Origin of the sequence: Bradyrhizobium sp. NBAIM03, from assembly GCF_020194055.1 — a bacterium.
GTDB lineage: Bacteria > Pseudomonadota > Alphaproteobacteria > Rhizobiales > Xanthobacteraceae > Bradyrhizobium > Bradyrhizobium yuanmingense.
In genome coordinates, this window is sequence record NZ_JADYVS010000027.1 from 72,937 (window position 1) to 95,263 (window position 22,327).

The 22,327-nt window shown below is 59.8% G+C and carries 21 protein-coding genes; 16 read left to right on the forward strand and 5 right to left on the reverse strand.

What is annotated here, in order from left to right; all coding sequences use genetic code 11:
* Nucleotides 1-135: 135 nt before the first annotated feature.
* From I6F21_RS30325 to I6F21_RS30345, 5 genes are read right to left on the reverse strand one after another with little or no spacing between them, the layout of a single operon-like run.
* Nucleotides 136-1,110 (reverse strand): ABC transporter ATP-binding protein, encoded by a 975-nt coding sequence (locus tag I6F21_RS30325; RefSeq protein WP_225183958.1) that lies wholly within the window; start codon nt 1,108-1,110, stop codon nt 136-138.
* A complete protein-coding gene (locus tag I6F21_RS30330; RefSeq protein ID WP_225131362.1) occupies nt 1,097-2,074 on the reverse strand; it encodes an ABC transporter ATP-binding protein in 978 nt (325 codons plus the stop codon). Before I6F21_RS30330 ends, I6F21_RS30325 begins: the two co-directional genes overlap by 14 nt.
* A complete protein-coding gene (locus I6F21_RS30335; RefSeq protein WP_225131360.1) occupies nt 2,071-2,949 on the reverse strand; it encodes an ABC transporter permease in 879 nt (292 codons plus the stop codon). The genes I6F21_RS30330 and I6F21_RS30335 overlap by 4 nt, the downstream gene beginning before the upstream one ends.
* Entirely contained in the window at nt 2,949-3,965 is a 1,017-nt protein-coding gene (locus I6F21_RS30340; protein WP_225131358.1) for an ABC transporter permease, read from the reverse strand. Before I6F21_RS30340 ends, I6F21_RS30335 begins: the two co-directional genes overlap by 1 nt.
* Nucleotides 3,966-4,001: 36 nt before the next feature.
* Nucleotides 4,002-5,627 (reverse strand): ABC transporter substrate-binding protein, encoded by a 1,626-nt coding sequence (locus tag I6F21_RS30345; RefSeq protein ID WP_225183959.1) that lies wholly within the window; start codon nt 5,625-5,627, stop codon nt 4,002-4,004.
* Between the two features lie 52 nt (nt 5,628-5,679).
* On the opposite strand from I6F21_RS30345, the gene I6F21_RS30350 reads away from it, so the two are divergent.
* From I6F21_RS30350 to I6F21_RS30425, 16 genes are all read left to right on the forward strand, one after another.
* The gene (locus I6F21_RS30350) at nt 5,680-6,549 is read left to right on the forward strand and encodes an IclR family transcriptional regulator (protein WP_225131354.1); all 870 of its coding nucleotides are present in this window, start codon (nt 5,680-5,682) and stop codon (nt 6,547-6,549) included.
* 44 nt (nt 6,550-6,593) lie between these two features.
* Nucleotides 6,594-7,670 (forward strand): DUF917 domain-containing protein, encoded by a 1,077-nt coding sequence (locus tag I6F21_RS30355; RefSeq protein WP_225183960.1) that lies wholly within the window; start codon nt 6,594-6,596, stop codon nt 7,668-7,670.
* On the forward strand, nt 7,667-9,250 hold the full coding sequence (locus I6F21_RS30360; RefSeq protein WP_225183961.1) for a hydantoinase/oxoprolinase family protein: 1,584 nt from the start codon (nt 7,667-7,669) through the stop codon (nt 9,248-9,250). Before I6F21_RS30355 ends, I6F21_RS30360 begins: the two co-directional genes overlap by 4 nt.
* A complete protein-coding gene (locus tag I6F21_RS30365) occupies nt 9,232-9,552 on the forward strand; it encodes a hypothetical protein (RefSeq protein WP_225131341.1) in 321 nt (106 codons plus the stop codon). The genes I6F21_RS30360 and I6F21_RS30365 overlap by 19 nt, the downstream gene beginning before the upstream one ends.
* Nucleotides 9,553-9,615: 63 nt before the next feature.
* A complete protein-coding gene (locus I6F21_RS30370) occupies nt 9,616-10,656 on the forward strand; it encodes an LLM class flavin-dependent oxidoreductase (RefSeq protein ID WP_225131338.1) in 1,041 nt (346 codons plus the stop codon).
* Nucleotides 10,653-11,528 carry a xanthine dehydrogenase family protein subunit M gene (locus I6F21_RS30375; RefSeq protein ID WP_225131336.1) on the forward strand — a complete coding sequence of 292 codons (876 nt, stop codon included), beginning with the start codon at nt 10,653-10,655 and terminating at the stop codon, nt 11,526-11,528. Before I6F21_RS30370 ends, I6F21_RS30375 begins: the two co-directional genes overlap by 4 nt.
* The gene (locus I6F21_RS30380) at nt 11,525-12,019 is read left to right on the forward strand and encodes a (2Fe-2S)-binding protein (RefSeq protein WP_225131379.1); all 495 of its coding nucleotides are present in this window, start codon (nt 11,525-11,527) and stop codon (nt 12,017-12,019) included. The genes I6F21_RS30375 and I6F21_RS30380 overlap by 4 nt, the downstream gene beginning before the upstream one ends.
* Entirely contained in the window at nt 12,016-14,289 is a 2,274-nt protein-coding gene (locus tag I6F21_RS30385) for a xanthine dehydrogenase family protein molybdopterin-binding subunit (protein WP_225183962.1), read from the forward strand. Before I6F21_RS30380 ends, I6F21_RS30385 begins: the two co-directional genes overlap by 4 nt.
* A complete protein-coding gene (locus tag I6F21_RS30390) occupies nt 14,286-14,519 on the forward strand; it encodes a MoaD/ThiS family protein (RefSeq protein WP_225131332.1) in 234 nt (77 codons plus the stop codon). Before I6F21_RS30385 ends, I6F21_RS30390 begins: the two co-directional genes overlap by 4 nt.
* Nucleotides 14,520-14,719: 200 nt before the next feature.
* Nucleotides 14,720-15,382, forward strand: coding sequence for an NADPH-dependent F420 reductase (npdG, locus tag I6F21_RS30395; RefSeq protein ID WP_225131330.1), 663 nt, complete (start codon nt 14,720-14,722; stop codon nt 15,380-15,382).
* Between the two features lie 28 nt (nt 15,383-15,410).
* On the forward strand, nt 15,411-15,887 hold the full coding sequence (locus I6F21_RS30400; protein ID WP_225183963.1) for an Lrp/AsnC family transcriptional regulator: 477 nt from the start codon (nt 15,411-15,413) through the stop codon (nt 15,885-15,887).
* 247 nt (nt 15,888-16,134) lie between these two features.
* The gene (cofE, locus tag I6F21_RS30405) at nt 16,135-16,899 is read left to right on the forward strand and encodes a coenzyme F420-0:L-glutamate ligase (RefSeq protein ID WP_225131318.1); all 765 of its coding nucleotides are present in this window, start codon (nt 16,135-16,137) and stop codon (nt 16,897-16,899) included.
* On the forward strand, nt 16,896-17,903 hold the full coding sequence (gene cofD, locus I6F21_RS30410) for a 2-phospho-L-lactate transferase (RefSeq protein ID WP_225140371.1): 1,008 nt from the start codon (nt 16,896-16,898) through the stop codon (nt 17,901-17,903). The genes cofE and cofD overlap by 4 nt, the downstream gene beginning before the upstream one ends.
* On the forward strand, nt 17,900-18,607 hold the full coding sequence (gene cofC / locus I6F21_RS30415) for a 2-phospho-L-lactate guanylyltransferase (RefSeq protein WP_225183964.1): 708 nt from the start codon (nt 17,900-17,902) through the stop codon (nt 18,605-18,607). The genes cofD and cofC overlap by 4 nt, the downstream gene beginning before the upstream one ends.
* A gap of 68 nt (nt 18,608-18,675) precedes the next feature.
* Nucleotides 18,676-21,132 (forward strand): 5-amino-6-(D-ribitylamino)uracil--L-tyrosine 4-hydroxyphenyl transferase CofH, encoded by a 2,457-nt coding sequence (gene cofH / locus I6F21_RS30420; protein ID WP_225172921.1) that lies wholly within the window; start codon nt 18,676-18,678, stop codon nt 21,130-21,132.
* A 567-nt stretch (nt 21,133-21,699) separates the two neighbouring features.
* Nucleotides 21,700-22,209 (forward strand): nuclear transport factor 2 family protein, encoded by a 510-nt coding sequence (locus tag I6F21_RS30425; protein ID WP_225131310.1) that lies wholly within the window; start codon nt 21,700-21,702, stop codon nt 22,207-22,209.
* The last annotated feature ends 118 nt before the right edge of the window (nt 22,210-22,327 follow it).

A 22,327-nucleotide genomic window follows, 5' to 3' on the forward strand; every position in this document is an offset into this window, starting at 1 on the left:
TTCTCGCTGGTCGATCAGTTCCTTGCCGGCGAGGGCGAGTTCAGCTTCGTAGACCGCGCGATCAGTCACCTCGATACGCTCGATATAGTCCCACGGGCTCCTCAGTATCGCGGCTCTAACGTAAAGACATCCGTCTCAGACCAGGTGGCAGGCGACGAACCGGCCGGGCGCAACCTCCTTCAAAGGCGGTCTTTCCGCGCAGACAGGCTTGGCTAAAGGACAACGCCCTCTCAGCTTGCATCCAGGCGCGATATCGATAGGGTTTGGAATTTCCCCGGACAAAGCGAAATCGTCGCGCTTTGCGTCGGGATCCGGAACTGGAATGGCCGCCAGCAAAGCGCGCGAGTAGGGATGCAAGGGCTTTGCAAACAGATCCTTTGTGCCCGACATCTCCACAATGCTGCCGAGATACATCACCGCAACGCGGCTCGCCAGGTACTTCACAGTGGCCAGGTCGTGGGAAATAAAGAGGTAGGACAACCCGAGTTGTTCACGCAGCTTCTCCAACAGAAGAATTGCCCGCGAGCGTAGTGATACGTCCAGTGCGGAGGTTGGCTCGTCAAGAACAACGAAGCGGGGATTCGTTGCAATGGCCCTGGCTATATTGACCCGCTGGCGTTGACCGCCCGAAAGCTCGTGCGGATAGCGGTCCAATAGATCGCGGCCGAGCCCCACCTCCTGCATGAGCTCCTCGATGCGGTCGCGCCGCTCCTTCGCCGGAAGCTTGGTATGAAGCGTGAGCGCCTCCTCCACCATCCGTCTCACCGATAGTCTGGGATTGAGCGAGGCAGTAGGATCCTGAAACACCATCTGGATGTCGCGGCGCAAAGGCTTCATGGCATGCGCATCAAGCCTCGCTATGTCCGTGCCATCATAGCAGACAGATCCCGCCGTCGGCTCGATTAGCCGGACCAGGCACCGCGCGACTGTCGATTTTCCACAGCCGGATTCGCCGACCAATCCAACCGTCTCGCCGGCTTCTATATAGAAGGAGACAGAGTCAACTGCCCGCACGACGGGCTGATCCTGACCTCGCAGGCGTGCGAGCGTCCCGGCCATCCCGCCGAGCGGAAAGTGCATTTGCAGATCACGTATCTCAACAAGTGCCACGGCGTTCCTCGAATCCATAACATGCTACAACATGGCCGGGGGCGGCCTCGATCATCGCAGGGCGTGCCGCGCGACAGCGATCCATTACCCACTCACAGCGTCCTGCGTAACGGCATCCGCTCGGCGGGTTGACCAGGGAAGGAACCGACCCCGGTATGGGCTCTAGGACGACGTCCCGATCGACCCTCGGTATCGATCGGACGAGCGCCTTGGTATAGGGATGGGCGGGATTATGGAACAGCTCCCGCACGGGGGCGCATTCCACCACTTGGCCCGCATGCATAACGGCAACGCGGTCGCATATCTCGGCAACGACGCCGAGATCGTGCGTGACCAGCATGATCGCCGCACCTGTTTTCGCGCTCAATTCGCGCAGCAGATCGAGAATCTTGGCCGCGATTGAAACGTCGAGCCCGGTCGTTGGCTCGTCCGCGAGCAGGAGCTGAGGTGAGGTTGCAAGAGCCATAGCGATCATGATCCGCTGGCACATCCCTCCCGAGAGCTGATGCGGGTATTGCTTGGCTCGCTTTTCCGGCGCCGGAATGCGCACAAGGCGCAGCATCTCGAGCATTTTCTTGTCCGCCTCTCGTGCCGACAAGCCGGCGTGGACCATCAGCAAGCGTGAGATCTGCTTTCCAACGGTCAGAAGCGGGTTGAGGGCGGTTCGCGGCGTCTGCGATACCATCGCGATCTTTGCGCCGCGCATGCGCCGCATCTGTTCCTCAGGGAGCGTACCCAGATCAACTCCGTCAAAGTGAACGCTTCCGGAGACGACGCGCCCTGGGGGACGGATCAGGCGCAGAATGGCGAAAGACGTGACTGACTTTCCCGACCCGGACTCGCCGACCAGCCCGAGAACCTCGCCCCGGCGGATCGTCAGGTTGATGTGGTCGACTGCTTCAATGGCACCCTGGTTTATCTGAAAGTGGACGGTCAGATCAGAAATCTCAAGCAGCTCGGTCATCTCAATCCCCTCATGCGCGGGTCAAGCAAGTCACGGAGTCCGTCGCCGATAAGGTTGAATGCGAGAACGGAAATCATGATGGCAAGGCCAGGAAACAGGAACAGCCACCATTCTCCCGTGACGATCTGTGAGGCACCTTCCGCGGTCATCACGCCCCATTCGCTCTGTGGCGGCTGAATTCCAAGGCCAATGAAGGAGAGCGAGGCCATCGTCAGAAGCGCAAAACCCGTCGAGAGGGTCGCCTGCACAATCAGCGGGGGAAGGCAGTTCGGCAGCAGGTGAATGAACACAATCCTCCAGGTCGGATTGCCGAGCGTGCGAGCAGCATCGGCATATTCCATCTCCCGGAGCCGAAGCATCTCTCCACGGGTCAGCCGCAGATAAGCCGGGATTTGTGTGATCGAGATGGCAATTGCGACATTGGTGGTGGAATTGCCAAGCCCTGCCGTGATGCCCATGGCCAGTACGAAGGCCGGGAAGGCCATCAGAGCGTCGACGACGCGCATCGCGATCGTATCAGCCCACCCCCGGCTGTATCCGACGACTGCTCCAAGCAACCCTCCGATTGAAACGGCAACAAACGTTGCTGCAAAGGCAACCAGCAGGTCGACCCGGGCCGCAAAAATGATTCGCGAGAGTTGATCGCGGCCGAACTCGTCAGTTCCAAGCGCATGCTGCCAGGAAGGCGGCTGCAAAGAAGCTGCAGGGTCGGTGGCATCGGGCGGGTAGGGCGCCACGATCGGCGCCAATATCGCAGCCGCCGCGATCAGCACGATCACGCACAGTGCCGCAAAGGAAACAGGATTGCGCTGAAGCCGCTGCCACACCAGAGATGAAGCCGGTTGCGAAATCGAAGAGGAGAATGATGAGGACATCAGCTGAACCTAATCCGGGGGTCAACGAGGCCGTACGCGATATCGACTGCCAAATTGACCATGACACACGTCACTGCGACGAAGAGGATGAAAGACTGGATCGGAGCCGAGTCCTTCGTAAGCAATGCAGTCACCGCGTAATTGCCAATGCCGGGCCATGAGAACACGCTTTCGACGACCGCATTTCCGGCCATCAAGAATCCAAAAACGATTCCGGAAATAGTGATGACAGGTATCAGCGCATTTCGCAGCGCATCCCGATAAATCACCGTTCTTCGCGGCAATCCGGCCGCCCAGGCCGCCTTGATGTAGTCGGACTCGAGGATCTCAAGCATGGTGGACCGCACCATGCGTGCGACTGGCGCGATCGCGCTGAGCCCGAGGGTCGCTGCAGGCAGCATGAGCTGATGCAGACTTGATCGTAAGGTGGTCCAATTGCCGGTAAGCAGGGAGTCGATCACATAAAGTCCGGTTATGTGTGCGGGAGGTTCTATGCCGGATCCGAGGCGCCCCAGCGGTGAGGGGGCCATGTTGAGCATGTAGAAAAAGACGTAAACGAACAGGAGCCCGGTCAGGAAGCTCGGCATGGCGACACCCATGATGCCGACCACTCGTCCGATATGGTCGATCAATGTGTCGCGATGCACCGCTGACAAGACCCCAAGAGGCAGTCCGATCACGATCGCGATGAGAAGGCTCGCCAGATTGAGCTCGAGAGTGGCGGGCAGGCGCTGCAGAAAGTCCTGAGACACCGGCCGTCCCGTCGAGGCACTCTCGCCAAGATCGCCTTTGAAGATGCCCGAGACGTAGCGGTAGTATTGCTCTGGAAACGGGCGATCCAGGCCCATTTGGTGCTCCATTTCAGCGAGATGTTCGGGCGTGGCAAACGGGCCCGCCTTGACCATGGCCGGATTGCCCGGGAGTAGGTAGGTGAGGGTAAAGCAGATCACGCTGACCCCGAACAAGGTCGGCAGAGCCAGCGCAAACCGTCGCATGACATAATTGAAGAAACCCATTGGAGCGCTCTCCCGTTTAATACGAAGATGACGTGCTCAGGCGAGCTTCATGCTGAAAAAGCGCTCATAACTATCCCAACGCTTCTCAATGCCAACGAGGTCGGATCGCATGACGCGGGTCCAGTTTTCGTACCAGAGGTGCCCCCAAACGGCGTCGCCGATGATGATCTCCTGCAGGCGTTTTGCCGCCGCCAGACGCTTGCTGGTGTCGGTTTCATGCATGTTCTCATCGATCAGCTTGTCGACTTCTGGATTGGAATAGAACGAGGTGTTCGTGCCCTTCGCTGTGCTGTGGAAGTTGAAGAACAGGTGATAGAAGGGATCGTTGATCCAGGACTGCCAGGACTCGATCGAAAGCTGGTGATCGCCTTTGGTTGCGATTTGGCGGAAGGTGGCTTCGGTTTCCTTGACGATGTTCACCTTGAAGCCGATCTTCTCCAGCTCGGTCTGGAGCCAGATCGAGGCCTGCTCGTGCGGCTGCCATCCAGCGCGTACCGCAAGGTCTATCGGAACCGGATCCTTGCCGAAGCCCGCCTCGCGCATCAACTCCTTGGCCTTTGCGATGTCGTACTTGTAGGGACTGATCGTGTTGTCGTAACCGGGCGTCAAACTAGGTACAGGGCTCTTCATCTCGGTGCCGAAACCATACAGCACGCTCGGGATGATCGCCTGGACCGGGATGGCGTAGTTGATGGCCTGCCTCACTTTGACATTGTTAAGCGGAGCCTTCTGCGTGTTCATGCAAAGCCAGTGACACAGGGTGTCCGGCACGGAGACTGTCTTCAAACCTGGCTCCGCCTCGAGGCTCTTCACATTGCGCGGAGACAGCGTTGATCTGCCGACGACCATGTCGATGGCTTTGCGCTTGAGCAGCAGCACGCGATCGGCTTCGTTCGGCACATATTTGAGAACGATCCGATCGAAATAGGGGTGACCACGCCAGTGATCAGCCTGCGCTTCCAGGACGACTTCGACGCCCGGCTGGTTCTTGACTAGTTGATACGGCCCGACGCCGGCCGTATTTCGCTTCAACCAGTTGGCGGCCCAGGGATCGTCTGCGTTCGCATTCGCCTTGACCTCATCCGGATCAAGCAGCGCGTTGTTCATAAGCGCCATCATGTCCAGCGCCATCGGGCTTGGCGAGGGCATATTGATCTCGATCGTGAAGTCGTCGCGCACCTTGAACTGCTCGGGCTTGGTTACCCCAAGAAGGCGCGGAAACAGGAGGCGCATATAACCCGGCGACTGCAGCCCGCGGTCGAGGAGATACTTCACGGTCGTGGCGTTGACGTCGCGGCCGCTCGGTAATTTCAGGCCTTTGCGGATGTTCAGCACCAGCGTGGCGTTGCCATTTTCGAAGGACCAGGACTGAGCGATGCCGCCCTCGATCTCGCCAGGCTTTGCTTGCGACACTCCCGGCTTTCCCTCGACCGGCTGCACCTTCCACATCAGCGGACTGTCGTAAACGTTTGCCTGCACCGTGTAGCCGGCCGACGTCTTGAACGAGGCCGGATCGAGCGTGTCGATGTCGGCATCCCAGGCGACTGTCAGCGTTCGCTTATCTTGTGCGGCAGCTAAACGAGCTGTGCCCGTGAATGTGAGCGCCGCGACGCTGGTTGCGGCGAACTTCAAGAAATCCCGACGGCGCGTGTCCCTGTTCATCTCATTCCCCTCCTGACTGTGCGCGAAAGATTTGCCGGTCGTCCGGTGCGCGATGGCTTGCATTATTGTCATCGTCCTGCTATTGTCAACTAAGTTTCAATATACGAAACTAGGTGATCAAAAAATGGGCGCAATTGAAAATGCCGCGCAAATCCTTAGACTTTTTGGGCCCGGCAGGCTTGAAGTCTCCGTGACAGAAGTCTCGCAGTTATTGAGTATGCCCAAAAGTTCAGCATCTCGTTTGCTGAAGACGATGCTGGTTGAGGGGCTCCTGTCGCGCTCGGAAAATCCTCCGCGCTACAAGGTTGGAAATTTGCTTTTTGAGATTTCGCGCCTCTACAAGCTGAACTCCTCCTTGATCGACGCGGTCGATGAGGCCGTAAAGGAGATCACCCGGGAGACTGGGCATACCGGTTATGTCTCGATCCTTGATGGTGCGGATGTTCTGGTCATCCGGATGCACCAGGGGTCTCATGCCTTGCGCGTATTCACGCCGCTGGGCCAGCGTGCTCCTGCATTTGCGACTGCGATTGGGCGCAGTCTGCTCTCGCGCTTTCCAGATAATGTGGTGCGCTCCCTTCATCCTGAAGGCGTCACGCCGCCTTCGCCGCGCGCCCCTCAAAATGTCGACGAGCTGGTGGCGGCGCTGGATCAGCCGCGCCGGTTCGGCTGGGCCGAGGCCCTCGATGAAGCGATCCCCGGGGTCGGCTCAATCTCCGTGAGCGTCTCCGATCCAGAAATCCGCGAGACGGTGGGCTTCTGTATTTCCTATCCAGCCTCGCACATGAGCGATGAGGAGAGGAATCGTGCGATCACGCTGCTTACGACTGCCGCTGAGCGTATCGCGCACCGCTTCGGCGATCAGTTTCTCATGCAGCGTGCGCAGCGCGCCCTTGGTGGTGGCGGCCCGGTTGCTGCTTGATCCGGTTTTTTGTCGCCGCAATTGACGCGGCTCGGAGGCTATAGATGAGACAATTGAGTCCGGAGGATATCGAGGCGCTCTCCGTCGGCGCCTGGATTCTCGGAACGGGTGGCGGCGGGAGTCCGTATCACGCGCTCTTGAGCATGCGGAGTTACTACAATGAAGGCGTTCGCGTAGATCTGATCGATCCCGACGAGCTGGACGATGATGATGCGATCGCGGTTGTCTCCATTATGGGCGCGCCGCTTGTTTTCCAGGAGCGTCTGGTCGACAGCAGGCTCATCGCGCGCGCCGTGTCGGCCATGGAGGAGCATCTTGGTCGCAAGTTCAGGGCGGTGATGGCAGTCGAAATCGGTGGCGGCAACGGCATGCAGTCCTTGCTCGCTGCCGTCCACCTGAAAATTCCAGTTGTCGACGCCGATGCGATGGGGCGTGCCTATCCTGAGGCGCAAATGACGAGCTTTGCGGTGGGCGGTCTCGCTCCCTATCCGCTGACCTCCGTAGACCCGCGCGGTAATGAGGCGATCGTTGGCAAAACCTCCTCCTGGAAATGGATGGAACGTGTGAGCCGAAAGCTTTGTACCGAGTTCGGGTCCATCGTCGCGACCTGCAAGGCGCCGCGCACCGGTGCTGAGGTGAAGAAATGGGCCATTCCCCGTACCACATCCAAAGCCATCAATCTCGGGCGGGCGGTTGCCGAGGCCAACCGGCAGCACGCTGACCCGATTGCAGCCATTCTGAAAGCGGAATCCGGCAGGTTCCTGTTCTCTGGCAAGGTCGTTGAAGTCGAGCGGCGGACAACGGAGGGCTTCCTGCGCGGCCGCACAGTCGTGGAGGGGCTTGGCGATGATCACGGCAGCCAGATCCGGATCGATTTCCAGAACGAGTGGATCGTCGTGTGGCGCGATGGGCGGGCGCTCGTCTCGATGCCCGACCTCATTTGCGTTCTCGACAGTGAATCCGGCGAAGCGATCGGAACGGAAACCATTCGCTACGGCCAGCGGACAACCGTGATCGCGCTGCCGGCGGCTCCGGTCTTCCTCTCGCCGCGCGGGCTCGACCATGTCGGCCCCCGCGCTTTTGGTTATGACATCGATTTCAAGTCGGTATTCTGCTCATGAGACGCATTGGGATTGACGTAGGTGGCACCAATACGGATGCCGTGCTGATCGACGGCGGAAAAGTCGTTCAAGGCGTGAAGGTCGCCACCACGGCCGACGTCACCAGTGGTGTGGCTGCGGCCATCGGGGCGCTCGATCTGAGTGCCGAGCATGCGAGCGGTCTCGACGCGCTGATGATAGGTACGACCCACTTCATCAATGCGGTCGTTCAGCGCCGTCATCTGACGAAAGTGGCAGTAATCCGAGTTGCACTCCCCGCCACGAGCTCCCTGCCGCCCTTTACCGACTGGCCGGCTGGGCTTGCCGAGCTCGCCAATGGCGGGGTCTTTCAAATCGAAGGCGGCCACGATTACGACGGGCGCAGGTTCGCCCCTCTGGATATCGCGGCAGCCAAGCGAATTGCGCGCGAAATCGGCAATCTCGGCCTCAAATACGTCGTGGTCAACGCACTGTTCTCTCCGCTTGATCCGTCCGACGAAGAAGCGGTCGCCGCCATCCTGCGCGAAGAAATCCCCGATGTGTCGGTGACCTGCGCACATTTGCTCGGCGGGATCGGATTGCTCGAACGTGAGAACGCCGCAATTCTCAATGCCTCTCTCATTGCGCTTGCTCGGGAGACCATCACGGCTTTTGAGCAAGCCAAGTCAAAGGTCGGGCTGAACGCGCCGCTTTTTGTCACGCAAAACGACGGCACCGTCGCGGAGGCCTCGCGTGCCGCCGCATACCCTGTGTTCAGCTTCGCCTCCGGTGCGACCAACTCGATGCGCGGTGCGGCCTATCTTTCCGGGCTCAAAGATGCGGTGGTGGTTGACGTCGGCGGAACGACGGCGGACTTTGGCTACTTGCGGAACGGCTTTCCCCGTGAAGCCAACACGGTCGTTCATATTGGAGGCGTCAGGACCCTATTCCGCATGCCGGACCTCGTTTCCATCGGACTTGGTGGCGGCAGCCATATCGACCTTGGAGCGGCAGCCATCGGGCCGCTCAGCGTTGGGTATCGCCTGGCCACGGAAGCGCTGGTGTTTGGCGGCAATCGCGTGACCTCGACCGACATCGGCGTTGCCGCCGGACTGATCGACCTTGGCGATCGCAAGCGTGTGGCACACATCACTGCCGATGACGTGAAGAGGGTTCTGTGCCGCTGCAAGGAGATGCTGGAAGAGAACGTCGACCGGATGAAGACAAGCGCTTCAGACGTCACGCTGATTGCGGTCGGGGGCGGCGCGTTTCTTGTTCCGGAAGAATTGCAGGGCGTCGGGCGTGTCGTTCGGGTTCAACACGGGGGCTGCGCGAATGCGGTTGGCGCAGCCATTGCGCAGGTCAGTGGTGAAGTCGATCAGGTGTTCCAGGGGCTGACGCGAGACGAGGCGGTTGCTTCAGCACGCAAGCTTGCCGATTCCCGGGCAGTGGAGGCCGGCGCGGATTCGGAATCGCTTGCCCTGGTCGAGGCAGAGGATACGCCGATCGCCTATCTGCCCGGAAATGCCATGCGCGTGCGCGTCAAAGTCGTCGGCAATATCCGATCAACCCGAATTGGGCAAACAGCCAAGGAGAAAGTCACATGCCAGTCCGTTTCCTGATCAGCACGCTCAAGGAAGGGGTCGACCCAGCGGAATATGAGGCCTGGGTCCGCGAGCGCGACTACGCTCTCGTGCGGAGCCTCGACAATTACGTGAGCTACAAGGTTCATCGCATTCGCCGCCCCATCCAGGGCGCCGAAAACTCGACGTGGCAATACATCGAAAGGATCGAGGTCAAAAGCCTGGAGCAACACGACAGGGACCTTGCCTCACCGGCTGGTGTTGCGCTGCGAGAGGAGCTCTATGGCAAGTTTCTCGATCGCTCGAAGAACATCTATTTCGTCAGCGACGAGATAGAATGATCTGTGCTCCGCGTTGAGCTCTGCCTAGTCCAAGAACGTAAGCGCAAACAGGACACCAACAAGATGACCCTCGACCTGCTGATTCTCGGCAACGCGCCAATGGCCAAGATGCTTGATCGCGTGAAGCTCGCCGAAGCGAGCGGATACGACACGGTCTGGCTTGCCGATGAACGGTTCTATCGGGAGGTCTATTCGTGTCTTGGATATTTTGCACAAAATACGTCTCGGGTCAGGCTCGGACCCTGCGTGACAGATCCCTACGCCAGACATCCGGCGCTGACGGCCATGGCGATTGCGACGCTCGACGAGATTTCCAACAAGCGCGCAATTCTCGGCCTCGGCGCCGGTATTTCCGGTTTTGCTGAGCTTGGCATCGATCGGAAGAAGCCGGCGCGCGCTATCAGCGAAGCGATCGAGGTCATTCGGATGCTCCTGCGCGGCGAGACCGTCACCTACGAGGGAGAGGTCATTCGGTTCAAGGAGGGCAAGCTGAATTTCACCCCTGTTCGCGCCGATATCCCAATCTATGTGGCCAGCAATGGTCCGCTCGGCCAACGGACGGCAGGCGCTTGCGCCGATGCCGCGTTCATGGAGGCCGGCGGCAATGCTCCGGAAATCAAGGCCTTCCGCGCGAGACTGGACGATGGGGCCAGGAAGGCGGGCCGCGATCCCAAATCCGTCAGGCTGATCGTTCGGCTCAATGCCTGTGTTGCCTCAGACGGTCAGGCCGCCCGTGACGCGCTTCGGCCGACGGTTGCAAGACTGCTCGGGGCAGGGCGTCTCAAGTTTGAAACAGCCGAAGAGCAGGGGCTGACCTTGCCGGAGGACGTGCTCGCCTCTGTCCAGGGCGCCCATTACGCCGCCGGGGTGACGCCTTACCTTCCTCTGCTGCCATACGTGACCGATCGCCATATCAACGCCTTCACTTTGGCCGGCAATGTGGAGGAGGTGACCGCGCGTGTGATCGAACTGCGCCAGGCCGGCGTCGACGGGATTATCATCATGCCCTTCGCTCCCGAAGGAGGTACGATCGAGGATACGATCGCCAAGATGGGCTCCGAGGTGTGGCCTGCCGCCCAGGCGCTGGAAGGGAGCAAGCCATGAGCTTTGATCTCCATCGGCCGGCCACGGTCACTGAAGCTATCGACCTTGCTCAACGCTTTGCGCCGACCGCGCGCTATGTCGCCGGCGGGACCGATACGGTTATCCAGATCAATCGGAAGAAGATCGATCCCGTACATCTGATCGATGTCGCCTGCCTGGCCGGAATGAGCGAAATCACCGAGACTACCGAAGCATTCACCCTCGGCGCGTTAACGAGGTACCGCACGATCGAAACGCATTCTGCGTTTCGGGGTAATCTGCGAGCGTTGGTCGAAGCTGCCAGCGTCGTCGGTGGCCATCAAGTACGAAACATCGCAACCATCGGCGGCAACATCGTCAATGCTTCTCCTGCCGCCGACTTTGTGCCGCCACTGCTCGCGCTCGATGCAAGCCTCGACATGACAGGTCCCAATGGACGGCGCTCCGTCCCCTTGCGCGACTTCATCGTCGGCCCGGGAAAGACTGATCTCTTGCCCGCCGAGATCGTGACCAGCATCCGATTTGCCAAGCTTCCGGCCGGATCCGCAACCGCCTTCCTGAAAGAAGGGCGCCGGCGGGCCATGGAGATATCGGTGGTTTGTGTTGCAGCTTGCTTGACGCTGGATGCCTCCACCTCGCGTTGCGCTTCAGTGCGCCTGGCAATCGGAGCCGCAAGCCCAAAGGCGTTCCGGCCCGAACAGGCGGAGAGTTATCTCATCGGCAGATCTGCCGGAAAGGAAAGCTTTGTGGAGGCGGGCAGGATCGCGGCAGAGGCTTCCAGTCCCATTTCTGATGTTCGCGCGTCGGCCGGCTACCGCCGCGGTCTTGTCGCGGTCATGGTCGAGCGCGCGCTCGGGACATGTTTGCAACGAATTCGGGAACAGGATCAATGAACCGGAAAATTCTCAATATCGTTGTCAATGGCGAGAGCCATCAGCTGCTCATTGAGCCTCATTGGACGCTGCTACAGGTCCTGCGCAACGGGATCGGCATGATGGGCACCAAGGAGAACTGCCTGGAAGCAGAGTGCGGGGTCTGCACGGTGCTGCTCGATGGAAGGGCCGTCAATTCCTGCATCCTGCTCGCGGGGCAAGCTGAGGGATGCTCGATCACCACGATCGAGGGGATCGGCGATCCTGAGCATCTGCATCCCCTTCAGGAAGCATTCATCGAATGCGGCGCCGTTCAGTGCGGCTACTGCATCCCGGGCATGATCCTGACGGCAAAGTCATTCCTGGACGAAAATCCGGGCTGCCGCCCCTCGCGCGACGAGATCAGGGAAGCTATCGCAGGTACCCTTTGCCGCTGTACCGGCTATCGCAAGATCATCGATGCCGTGGAAACCGCGGCAGAGCGCATCGCACTTTCGGGAGCCAAGCAATGAACGCTCAAACCCATCGCGTTGCCGGTCACCGCCTGCCCCGGCGGGATGGCGTCGGCAAGGTTACCGGAAAGCACGTTTACGCTGCGGATTTCAAGCTGCCCGGTATGCTCTACGGCAAGATCCTGCGCAGTGCTCGCGCGCACGCTCTGATCAAGAACATCGACATCTCGCGCGCGGCTGCGATCGCAGGCGTGCGTGGCATCATCACCGCCGCTGACATCCCGCAGGTCCGCTATGGAACGGCGGTGCGCGACACGACCGTGTTTGCAACCGATCGCGTCCTGTTCATGGGACATGCGATCGCCGCGGTCGCTGCCACGTCATGCGAGATCGCCGAGCGCGCGATTGAAGCCATCAAGGTTGAATATCAGGATCTACCGGCACTGTACGATCCGGAAGAGGCGCTCACAAGCGATATCCGCATCCATCCTGATTGGGAAACCTACAAGGCGCTCCCGATCATTTCGCGCAAGGACAACATCGCAGGTCACGCCCGTATTCACGTCGGCGATGTCGAAGGAGCCTTCGCAAAGGCTCATAAGGTCTATGAGCATCGGTTCACGACCTCGCTTCAGCATCCAGGATACACCGAGCCGCGCGTTGCGACCGCGGATTGGGATGCGAACGGGATAGTGACGGTCTGGTGCAACACCCAATTGCCGTTCGACACGCAAACGACATTGGCCGAAATCCTCGATTTGCCGGCCGCGCGGGTGCGCGTCACCGTGCCGGGAATTGGTGGTGGCTTCGGTGGCAAGCTGAGGATCGGTGTCGAGCACTTCGCAGCTCTCCTGGCGCGCAAGACTGCCCGCCCGGTCAAAGTGATGTCGACGAGCGAAGAGGAGCTTACAGCCGCGCTTCCGCGTCAGGCTTCCATGGTTCTGCTCAAAACTGCCGTTGACAAGGATGGGCATCTTCTTGCCCGAAGCGGTCGGGTCATCGTGGATTGTGGCGCTTATGCCGGCTCAGGTCCAGGCACGGCTGCTATCGCACTTCAGGTCATGGCAGGTCCGTACAAGACAGGAGCGCTCGCGTTCGAAAGCATCGCTGTCTACACGAACAAGGTCCATTCTGGCTCCTTCCGTGCTCCGGCGGGACCGATGGCGAATTTCGCGATGGAAAGCCAGATCGACATGATCGCAAAGGATCTCGGCCTGGATCCTCTCGAAATGCGCCTGCGCAACATCGTCAAGGAGGGGGATCCGGGCCCTTCGGGCGAGACGCACACCTCTGTGAGCATCGAGGAATGTCTGCGCAAGGCAGCCGATGCGATCGGCTGGCAAGATCGTAATCCCGAGCCAGGACGGGGCAAGGGCATCGCCTGCAGCTGGTGGATGACGACGGGTGGCTCGTCTGGTGTCTATGTCAAGATCAATCCCGATGGGAGTGCGACGCTCGTCAGCGGCGCCGTTGAAATCGGCACCGGCGCGATCACGGGAGCCGCTCAAGTGCTCGCCGAGGAGCTGTCTCTGGACTTGACGGACATCAACGTCACCGGGGTGGACACTCAGGCCGCGCCGTTCGACTACGGCGCTCAAGGCAGCCGTACGACCTTTTCTGTGGGCAATGCGTGCCTTGCGGCAGCTAAAGAGCTGCGGCGTCAGATGTTCGAACTCGCGGCCAAGCAGCTGGAAGCACCGATTGAGGATATGAAGCTGCAGGACAAGCACGTGGTCGTCGGCAACAAGTCGATTTCGATTGCGGAGCTGGCACGCATCTCGCGTCTTGCCGGTGGCGGGCTCATTGCGCATGGCACAGCCATTTCACCGGCACCAGCCTACGATCCGACACGCGTCAAGAACCATCCGCTCCCGGTCTGGAATACGCCGAGCTACCATGCCCACGCCGTCGACCTTTCCGTCGATCAAGCCACGGGCAAAGTGACGATCAATCGCTATGTCGTGGCCCAGGACGTCGGATATGCGATCAATCCGACCTATATTGAGGGACAGATCGAGGGTGGCGTGGCGCAAGGTATAGGCCAGGCCCTGTCGGAAGAGATCGTCTATCAGGACGGTCGCGTCATGAATGCGAACCTGACAGATTACAAGATGCCGACGGCGATGGATGTCCCGGAGATCGAGAGCATTATCGTCGAATGCCGATCCGCTGCCGGTCCTTACGGTGCCAAGGGCGTTGGAGAGCCACCATGCATCGAACCACCGGCTGCAATCGGCAATGCGATCGCGGCGGCGACTGGCTGCTGGCCGAACTCGCTGCCGATGACCGCTGAAAAGATTGCCGCCACAATGCGAGCCCCGCACTCATGATCCGCGTCGAGGTCAATATGCATGGAAATCTCCGTCGGTTCTTGCCCGGCGGGGTTGGATCCATTCAGCTTGACCTCCCCGAGGGAGCGACGATTCTCAACGTGATCGGCTCGTTGAGCGCCGAGCATGATGTCTGGCTGGCCTCGATTGGTGACATGGTCGTGCCGTTGTCAGCTGAAGTCAAAGACGGAGCCGAGCTCAATTTCTTTCCCTATCTTGAAGGCGGCTAGTATGAACTTCTTTGTTCGGCGACGGACCGAGAAGTGTTGACCCGCGATCGAGCCGTCTTTGAACTAATTCGTTCACGTGAAGGAGCGGTGCGACTGATCTATTGAGTGTTCGGCCTGGTGTGAATACGGTCAAGCACGCTCGAGCGAAGCAGAGTTTCACTGTCAAGGCGTCATGCCGCAAGCAAAGGAGTGTAAGCCAAATGTCGAACGCGCCCCTTCCGACTTTGTCGATCGTCGGCGGCACTGGAGATCTCGGATCCGGCCTTGCCCGCAGCTGGAGTCGCGCCGGATATTCCGTCATTCTTGGATCGCGCTCGATTGAGCGCGCTCAGGATGCAGTCGCGCTCTTAAAATCCGACGGGTTCGCCAATGTGACTGGCGAGGCCAACGCTGCCGCCGCGGCGAAGAGCGATATTGTTGTCGTTGCGGTGCCATTCTCCAGTTATGAGACAAGCCTGGCCGAGATCAAGGACGCGGCCAAGGGCAAGATTGTTGTCACCGCGGTCGTGCCGCTCGTGCCGCCGAAGGTCTCTGTTGTTCAACTCCCGAGCGCCGGGTCGGCTGCGCTGATCGCCCAATCGCAGCTTGATCCGAGTTCGCGGGTGGTCGGAGCGTTTCACAATGTCGGCTCACAGAAGCTCCATGCCGGAGGAAAGGCGGACTGCGACGTTCTGGTGTTCAGCGATGATCCTGAGGCCCGCAAGGAGGTGATGTTGCTGGCGGATGCGGTGAGCAATCGCGGGATCGATGGCGGTGCGCTCGCGAACTCCGCTGCAGCCGAGGCCCTCACCTCCGTCCTGATCGCGATCAACCGCAAATACAAGGTGAAGGGTGCCGGCATCACGATTTCCGGCCTGACCTGAATGGAAAACCACACGGGCGTTCGCAACGATGCTCACAGCCCTCGATCCTCTAGACCGCAAAATCCTAAGCGAACTCATTCGGGATGCCCGCATAAGCCAGCTGGCGTTGGCCGAACGGGTCGGCCTCTCGGCAACGTCTTGCGCAAGGCGCGTGCTGCAAATGGAGAAAGCCGGGATCATCAAAGGCTACTCGGCCGATATCGATGCAAACTCGCTTGGCTTTCCCCTCACCGTGATCGTCCACATCACGCTTGACCGCCAAAGCGAGGGCGCGCTCAGGGCTTTCGAAGCCGAAATTCAGAAATGCCCCGACGTGATCGCCTGCCATCTGATGTCCGGTACGGACGATTATCGGCTTTCGGTACTGGCGCGCGACATGGAGGACTACGAACGCATTCATAAGCAGCACCTGTCACGCCTGCCGGGGGTGGCAAGACTGCAATCGAGTTTCGCAATGCGCACTGTCATAAAGCGGTCAATTTCTCCGGCGGCGCTTCATGGCTAGCCTCTCCGTTGCGAAGCGGAGTTCGGAATAAGGGCAAGAGATAGCACGGAAACGCGCGTCAGCACGCTTGAAGGATGCGAACGTCGAAGACTTATCCAGGAGGTGTGCCAGGGTCTGCTTAAGGGAGAAGCAGATAGGATACAGAACTGATTTCGGGTACGGCGCGTAGAGATCGTATTCGAGGAGAGATGCCCCGCGCCAGAAACAACAAGACGTGTGGGCAGCGGCGAAGGAGGAAAAAGTCGCGATGACGAGGAGCATCACATACAGCGCCCTTCCCGGGATCCCTCTGGTGGGGCCTGGCGACGATCTGGTTGGTGTCATCGCGGATGGCGCGAAGACCGGAGAGATCGCCGTGGCATCTGGCGATATTTTTGTCGTCGCACAAAAGATCGTGTCGAAGGCGGAAAACAGGTACGTCTATCTCGATGATGTGAGGCCTTCCGACCGCGCTGTGGAGCTTGCAAAAACGGTCGGCAAAGATCCCCGGCACATCGAGGTGGTACTCTCAGAATCCACCGAGGTCCTTCGCGCAAGACAGAATGTGATCATCGTTGTTCACCGCCTCGGCTTCGTGATGGCGAACGCCGGCATAGATGAATCCAATATCGAGCAGGATCGCGGCCATCGCGTGTTGTTGCTGCCTGAAGATCCGGATGACAGTTGCCGGCACCTCAAGCGCGGCCTCGATCGACAATTCGGGGTCGATGTCGGCGTCATCATAAACGATAGCTTCGGCCGTCCATGGCGCAACGGCGTCGTAGGTGTGGCGCTTGGAAGTGCTGGAATTCCTGCCCTTCAGAGCATGATCGGCAAGCCCGATCTGTTCGGCCGGCCCATGCAGGTAACAGAGATCGCGGTCGCGGATGAGCTGGCGGCCGCCGCCTCGCTCTTGATGGGACAGGCGGCCGAAGGCCAACCAGTAATCCATGTTCGTGGATTCTCCTCTCGTGCGCCTATCAATTCGGCGTCCGCGCTCGTGCGTGCGAAAGAACGGGATATGTTCAGATGAACGGGCGGTCACATTTGCCGGGAAAAGGGCGTGTTGTGGCGCTCTGCGGGGGCGTCGGAGGAGCAAAGCTCGCTGTTGGATTACAGCACGTTCTCGGAGAACGATTGACCGTGGTCATCAATGTGGCCGACGATTTCGAGCATCTCGGACTCCATATCTCGCCGGACCTCGATACAGTCCTTTATACGCTCGCCGGTCTCAGCGATCCCGAGCGCGGCTGGGGCCGATCCGATGAGACCTGGAACTTCATGGAGGCCCTGAAGCAGATCGGCGGCGAGACCTGGTTCTTGCTCGGGGATCGCGATATGGCGATGCATATCGAGCGGACCCGCCGCCGCTTAAGGGGAGAAAGTCTCACAGCGATTGCGAGCGACATTGCACGACGGCTCGGGATCGCTTCAGCTGTGCTGCCCGTCACCAATGACAGGCTTTCGACCATCCTCGACACCACGGAAGGCGAGCTCGAATTCCAGCGCTATTTCGTCGAGCGTCGCTGCGAACCGGTTGTCAAGCAGATCCGGTTCAGCGGGGCGCAAAACGCTCGCCTGAGCGAGGAGGTGCTTGCGTCATTCGATGCCGAGGATCTCCGCCTCATCATCCTATGTCCTTCCAATCCTTATCTCAGCATCGATCCAATCCTGGCTGTTCCAGGGATGGCTGAAAAACTGCGTGCGACCAGCGTTCCCGTTGTGGCCATTTCCCCGATTATCGGCGGTCAGGCAATCAAAGGACCGACGCGCAAGATCATGGACGAACTCGGCCTTGAGCCGTCAAATGCAGAGATTTCCAGGCATTATGCGGGGCTGCTCGATGGCCTAATCATAGATATTGCCGATGCGGCAGGGGCGGGCGACCTGGGGGTCGATGTACACCCGGCGCCTACGCTCATGACAGACATGCAGTCGAAGTTCATGCTCGCAGAGCATGCGCTTGCCTTCGGCGAAAACCTTCGCGCAACGCACGAGCGGCGGGGCAGGGCCCCTTCAAAGGGAGGCGCATCATGACGACACGTGATGCATGGGTAGTCATCCCGGCAAAATCGTTCTGGTGCGCGAAGCAGCGGCTCTCCCCATTGCTGACGGCATCCGAGCGCGCCCTGTTGGCCCGGTCTATGCTGTGCGATGTTCTGAGCGCGGCATGTGGCGTGATAAAACTAAATCATATCGCTGTGGTAACAAATGCTGAGGATGTCGCTCAAGAGGCGGCTCGTCTGGGGACTGTCGTGATTGATGACGGCGGTGCGGACGGAACCAATGCGGCAGTGGCAGCCGGGCTCGCCGCGGTCGAAAATCGTGGGGACGAACTCATCCTTGTTCTGCCGAGCGATGTGCCGGCTATCTTGAGCGAGGACGTTTCGACGCTCCTCCAAGCCGCGCAAGGCAACGCCGTGATCGTGCCGGCGCCGCGCGATGGCGGCACCAACGCGGTTGCATTCACCGTAGCGCGAGCCTTGCAGCCGTGTTTCGGCCCCGATAGCTTCGCCCGCCACATCGCCGCAGCCGATAGGCTCGGCATTCAGCCTATCGTGTGCCGCAATGCAAGGATTGGGCTTGATCTCGATGCTCCCGCCGATGTCTTTGATTTTCTTGACCTGAACACGTCCACAGCCACCGATCGCTATTTGCGTTCGATTAATCTCGGCCAAAGGCGGCTGGGGATGGGAACGGACGGACGGGGCGCGCAAGCGTCGATGCGGCGGCCGAAGTGAGCTCGGGGTTGGTTGCCCAAAATGCAGAGAGCTCCGACGTTTTTCGCGGAGCGTGAGGAGTTCTGAGAATGGTGGATCGGATGCTTCTGGAATCCTTGAGGCGAAGTGACATTTCCGCTTCCGAGGCCATGTCTCTCGTCAGCGACGTGTCCCTTCCCGATCTCATGCGGATGGCGGCATCAAAGCGGGATGAGGCTCACGGCAGAAAGATCTCCTACTCGCGAAAAGTCTTCATTCCGCTGACCCAGTTATGCCGGGATGTCTGCCACTACTGCACATTCGCCCATCCGCCCCAAAAAGGGCAGCGTGCCTACCTCACCATCGATGAGGTGCTGGCGATCGCGCGTGCCGGTCGTGAGGCCGGCTGCAAGGAGGCGCTGTTTACGCTGGGCGACAAGCCTGAGCTGCGCTACCGCCAGGCCGAGCGAGAGCTGCACGAGATGGGCTTTGCATCGACGCTCGCCTACCTCCAGGAAGCCGCGCGCGTGGTTTTCTGCGAGACTGGCTTGTTGCCGCACCTCAATCCAGGCTTGATGGAGGCCGACGATATCGCAGCTTTGCGCAAGGTCTCCATCTCGCAAGGGATCATGCTCGAGAGCGCCTCGGCACGACTGTGCGAGCCCGGGGGGCCACATTTCGGCTCACCTGACAAGGAGCCTGGAAGTCGGTTGCGGACAATTGAACTGGCAGGCCAGCTCTCGGTCCCATTCACGAGCGGATTGCTCATCGGTATCGGCGAGACGCCGCTTGAGCGCATCTCCTCATTGCTTGCATTGCGCAATTTAGACGAAAGCTACGGGCACATTCAGGAAGTCATTATCCAGAACTTCAAGCCGAAGCCGGATACCCGCATGAGGGGCGCGGCGGCCCCAACAATGGAAGAGCATCTGTGGACCATTGCGCTCGCGCGATTGCTGTTCCGGCCCGACATGAACATCCAGGCTCCCCCCAATCTCAGCCCGGGCGTACTGGACAAGATTCTGGCCGCTGGCATCAATGACTGGGGCGGCGTATCCCCGGTTACACCGGACCATGTCAATCCGGAGGCGCCATGGCCGCATCTGGCACGTCTCTCCGAGGCCACCGTTCAATGCGGCAAGACGCTCGTCGAACGCCTCGCAGTTTATCCGCCCTATGCGCGTCAATATGCTCGCTGGACTGACATGTCGCTGCAGAAGAACCTGCTCGGTCTTGTCGACGGACATGGCTGGCCGCGCCGAGACGAATGGTGCCCTGGAGCGAGGTGCGAGCCGCCTGCCGGGGACCTCGCGATGCTGCGTGAAGATGCCAGCTCGCCCGCCGTCCTAACCGGCAGCTTTCGGAGAATCGTCGCAAAGGCTCATTCTGGGGCACGACTCGACGAGGCAGAGATCGTGTCGCTGTTCGAAGCCGAGGAGTGCGACTTCACGGCCGTGTGCCGCGCTGCTGACGAGCTGCGCCGCTCCGTCAATGGGGATTCCGTTAGTTATGTCGTCAACCGCAACATAAACTACACTAATATCTGCTACTTCAGGTGCCAGTTCTGCGCGTTTTCGAAAGGAAAGCTCGCCGAGAACTTGCGCGGGCGGCCGTACGATATTTCCATGGATGAGATCGGGCGGCGCGCGCGCGAAGCCTGGGAGCGTGGCGCGACCGAAGTCTGCATGCAGGGCGGCATCCATCCCGCCTACACCGGCGCAAAGTATCTTGAGATTTGTCGGACCGTAAAGCAGTTCACGCCCGAAATGCATATCCATGCTTTCTCGCCCTTGGAGGTGTTTCAGGGGGCCAAGACGCTCGGAGTTTCGGTCGATGAGTTTCTGCGCGAGTTGAAGGACGCCGGTCTTGGTACATTGCCCGGGACCGCCGCAGAAATCCTGGACGACGAGGTCCGCGCGATTCTGTGTCCCGACAAGATCAACACCGCGCAATGGCTGCAGGTCATGGCAGCGGCCCATAGAGCCGGATTGCGCAGCACCGCAACGATCATGTTCGGTCATGTCGACCGTTACGAGCATTGGGCAAAGCATCTGTTGCGCATCCGGGATCTTCAGACCGAGACCGGCGGCTTCACTGAATTTGTCCCATTGCCGTTCGTGCACATGGAGGCCCCGATCTACTTGAAAGGGCGCTCGCGCAAGGGACCGACCTTCCGCGAAGTCGTTCTCATGCATGCGATCGGGCGGCTCGTCTTCCACACGAAAATCTCCAACATCCAAACCTCTTGGGTGAAACTCGGCGAACAAGGCATTCGCGCCTGCCTTGAGGCTGGTGTGAACGATCTCGGCGGCACGCTGATGGACGAAACGATCTCGCGTTCAGCCGGTGCTCAGCATGGCCACGAGATGGCTCCAAAACAAATGGAAGAGCTCATCCGGGCCATGGCACGCCTGCCGCGCCAACGTACGACGCTCTATGGCGAAGTTGCTGACGCTCGTTATCTCGCGTCGCTGAACCCTCCGGCGCTCACTCCGATTGTTACGGGACTGGACGACCATCGCGAGGTGCGAAACATCCCTCGGTCCCGCGCGCTTGAAATGACGTAATGGGAGCGCGTCCCGCGCGAGCCTGAGACGATGCCGAAAGGCGTCGGCCGGGAATGCTTGACGCTGAATTTGATTTGTGATCACATATCGAGAACGGAGGGCCCCTAAAGTGAGCCGCATTATCGCGCCAGCGCACGCTTTCGGCCGGGCATTGATCGCGCATCCAGCTTCGATCGGCCGGCGCTTCGCGCCATCTCTTCGTGTTGCTCTCAGCTCAAGCTTGTTGTGGGCGCGCAATGCGCTGTGCCGCAAGAGTCATTGGATCAACTATTCCGCGGCCTATGAGTTGGCTCAGCGTTGCAGGCCATCCAAGTGCATTCTTGGCGTCGTCCGCGTCAGTGGATCACGACGAGCAGCGGCAACGCCCTGCTTCAGCGCTCGAAATTTCGCGTTTCTGGCGCGCGCTCAGCTGAACCGCTCAGAACTGCTGTCCAGAGCGACTGCTAGTGGCCGAGGCGTAAGCACAAGAATCTGCCTTGGTCTTTGACCCGAAGGCCGATGAGGTCGCCAATCTGAGGGGGATTTTCCCGGCGGCCAATTTAACGATCACACCAATCAGGAGCATTCATGCCGACTTTAAATGAGGACCGAGCAGCCATTTTGAAAGTGCACCGCGACTGGTGGGTTGCCAATCACAAGTGGGATATCCCCTTGATGCGAACCTGCTTCCCGAGTGGCACCGCGTTCTTGAATTTCAACCTTAGCGGCGATCCGTACTTTGGGCGGGAGGAACTGACCGCTTTTTGGGAGTCGTTCAAGGACAGGCCGCGATCGAAGCCTGCGGTCATGCACATCTGGCGTCTGGATCTCCATGGCGACATGGCCTACCTGCTTTGCGAAGGCAATTTCGAGGAAGCCGACAAACCGGACCAGTACCTGCGCAGCACCGAAATTTACGTGCGCAACGACGGAGAGGGAAAGCCGGAGTGGAAGATCTGGCACTTCCACTGCTCGGAGATGGCGCCCAAAGACAAGATCCGGCAGCCGTTCGGCGATAGCTACGCCAGCCGCGGCGTGGGTTATCTGCCGCCAGGCTTCGGCAAGAGCTTCTCGGTTACGGACGACCAAAAGCTGTAATCAAAGCGAGCGCCCCGCCGGGCTGGCCGCGCCGCCTACATCCGGCGGACAGGCTGATCCCGCCGGGGCGAAGAACGTCCAAAGAAGATTTTCCAGCTGAACTTGCCGCCCGATGTGA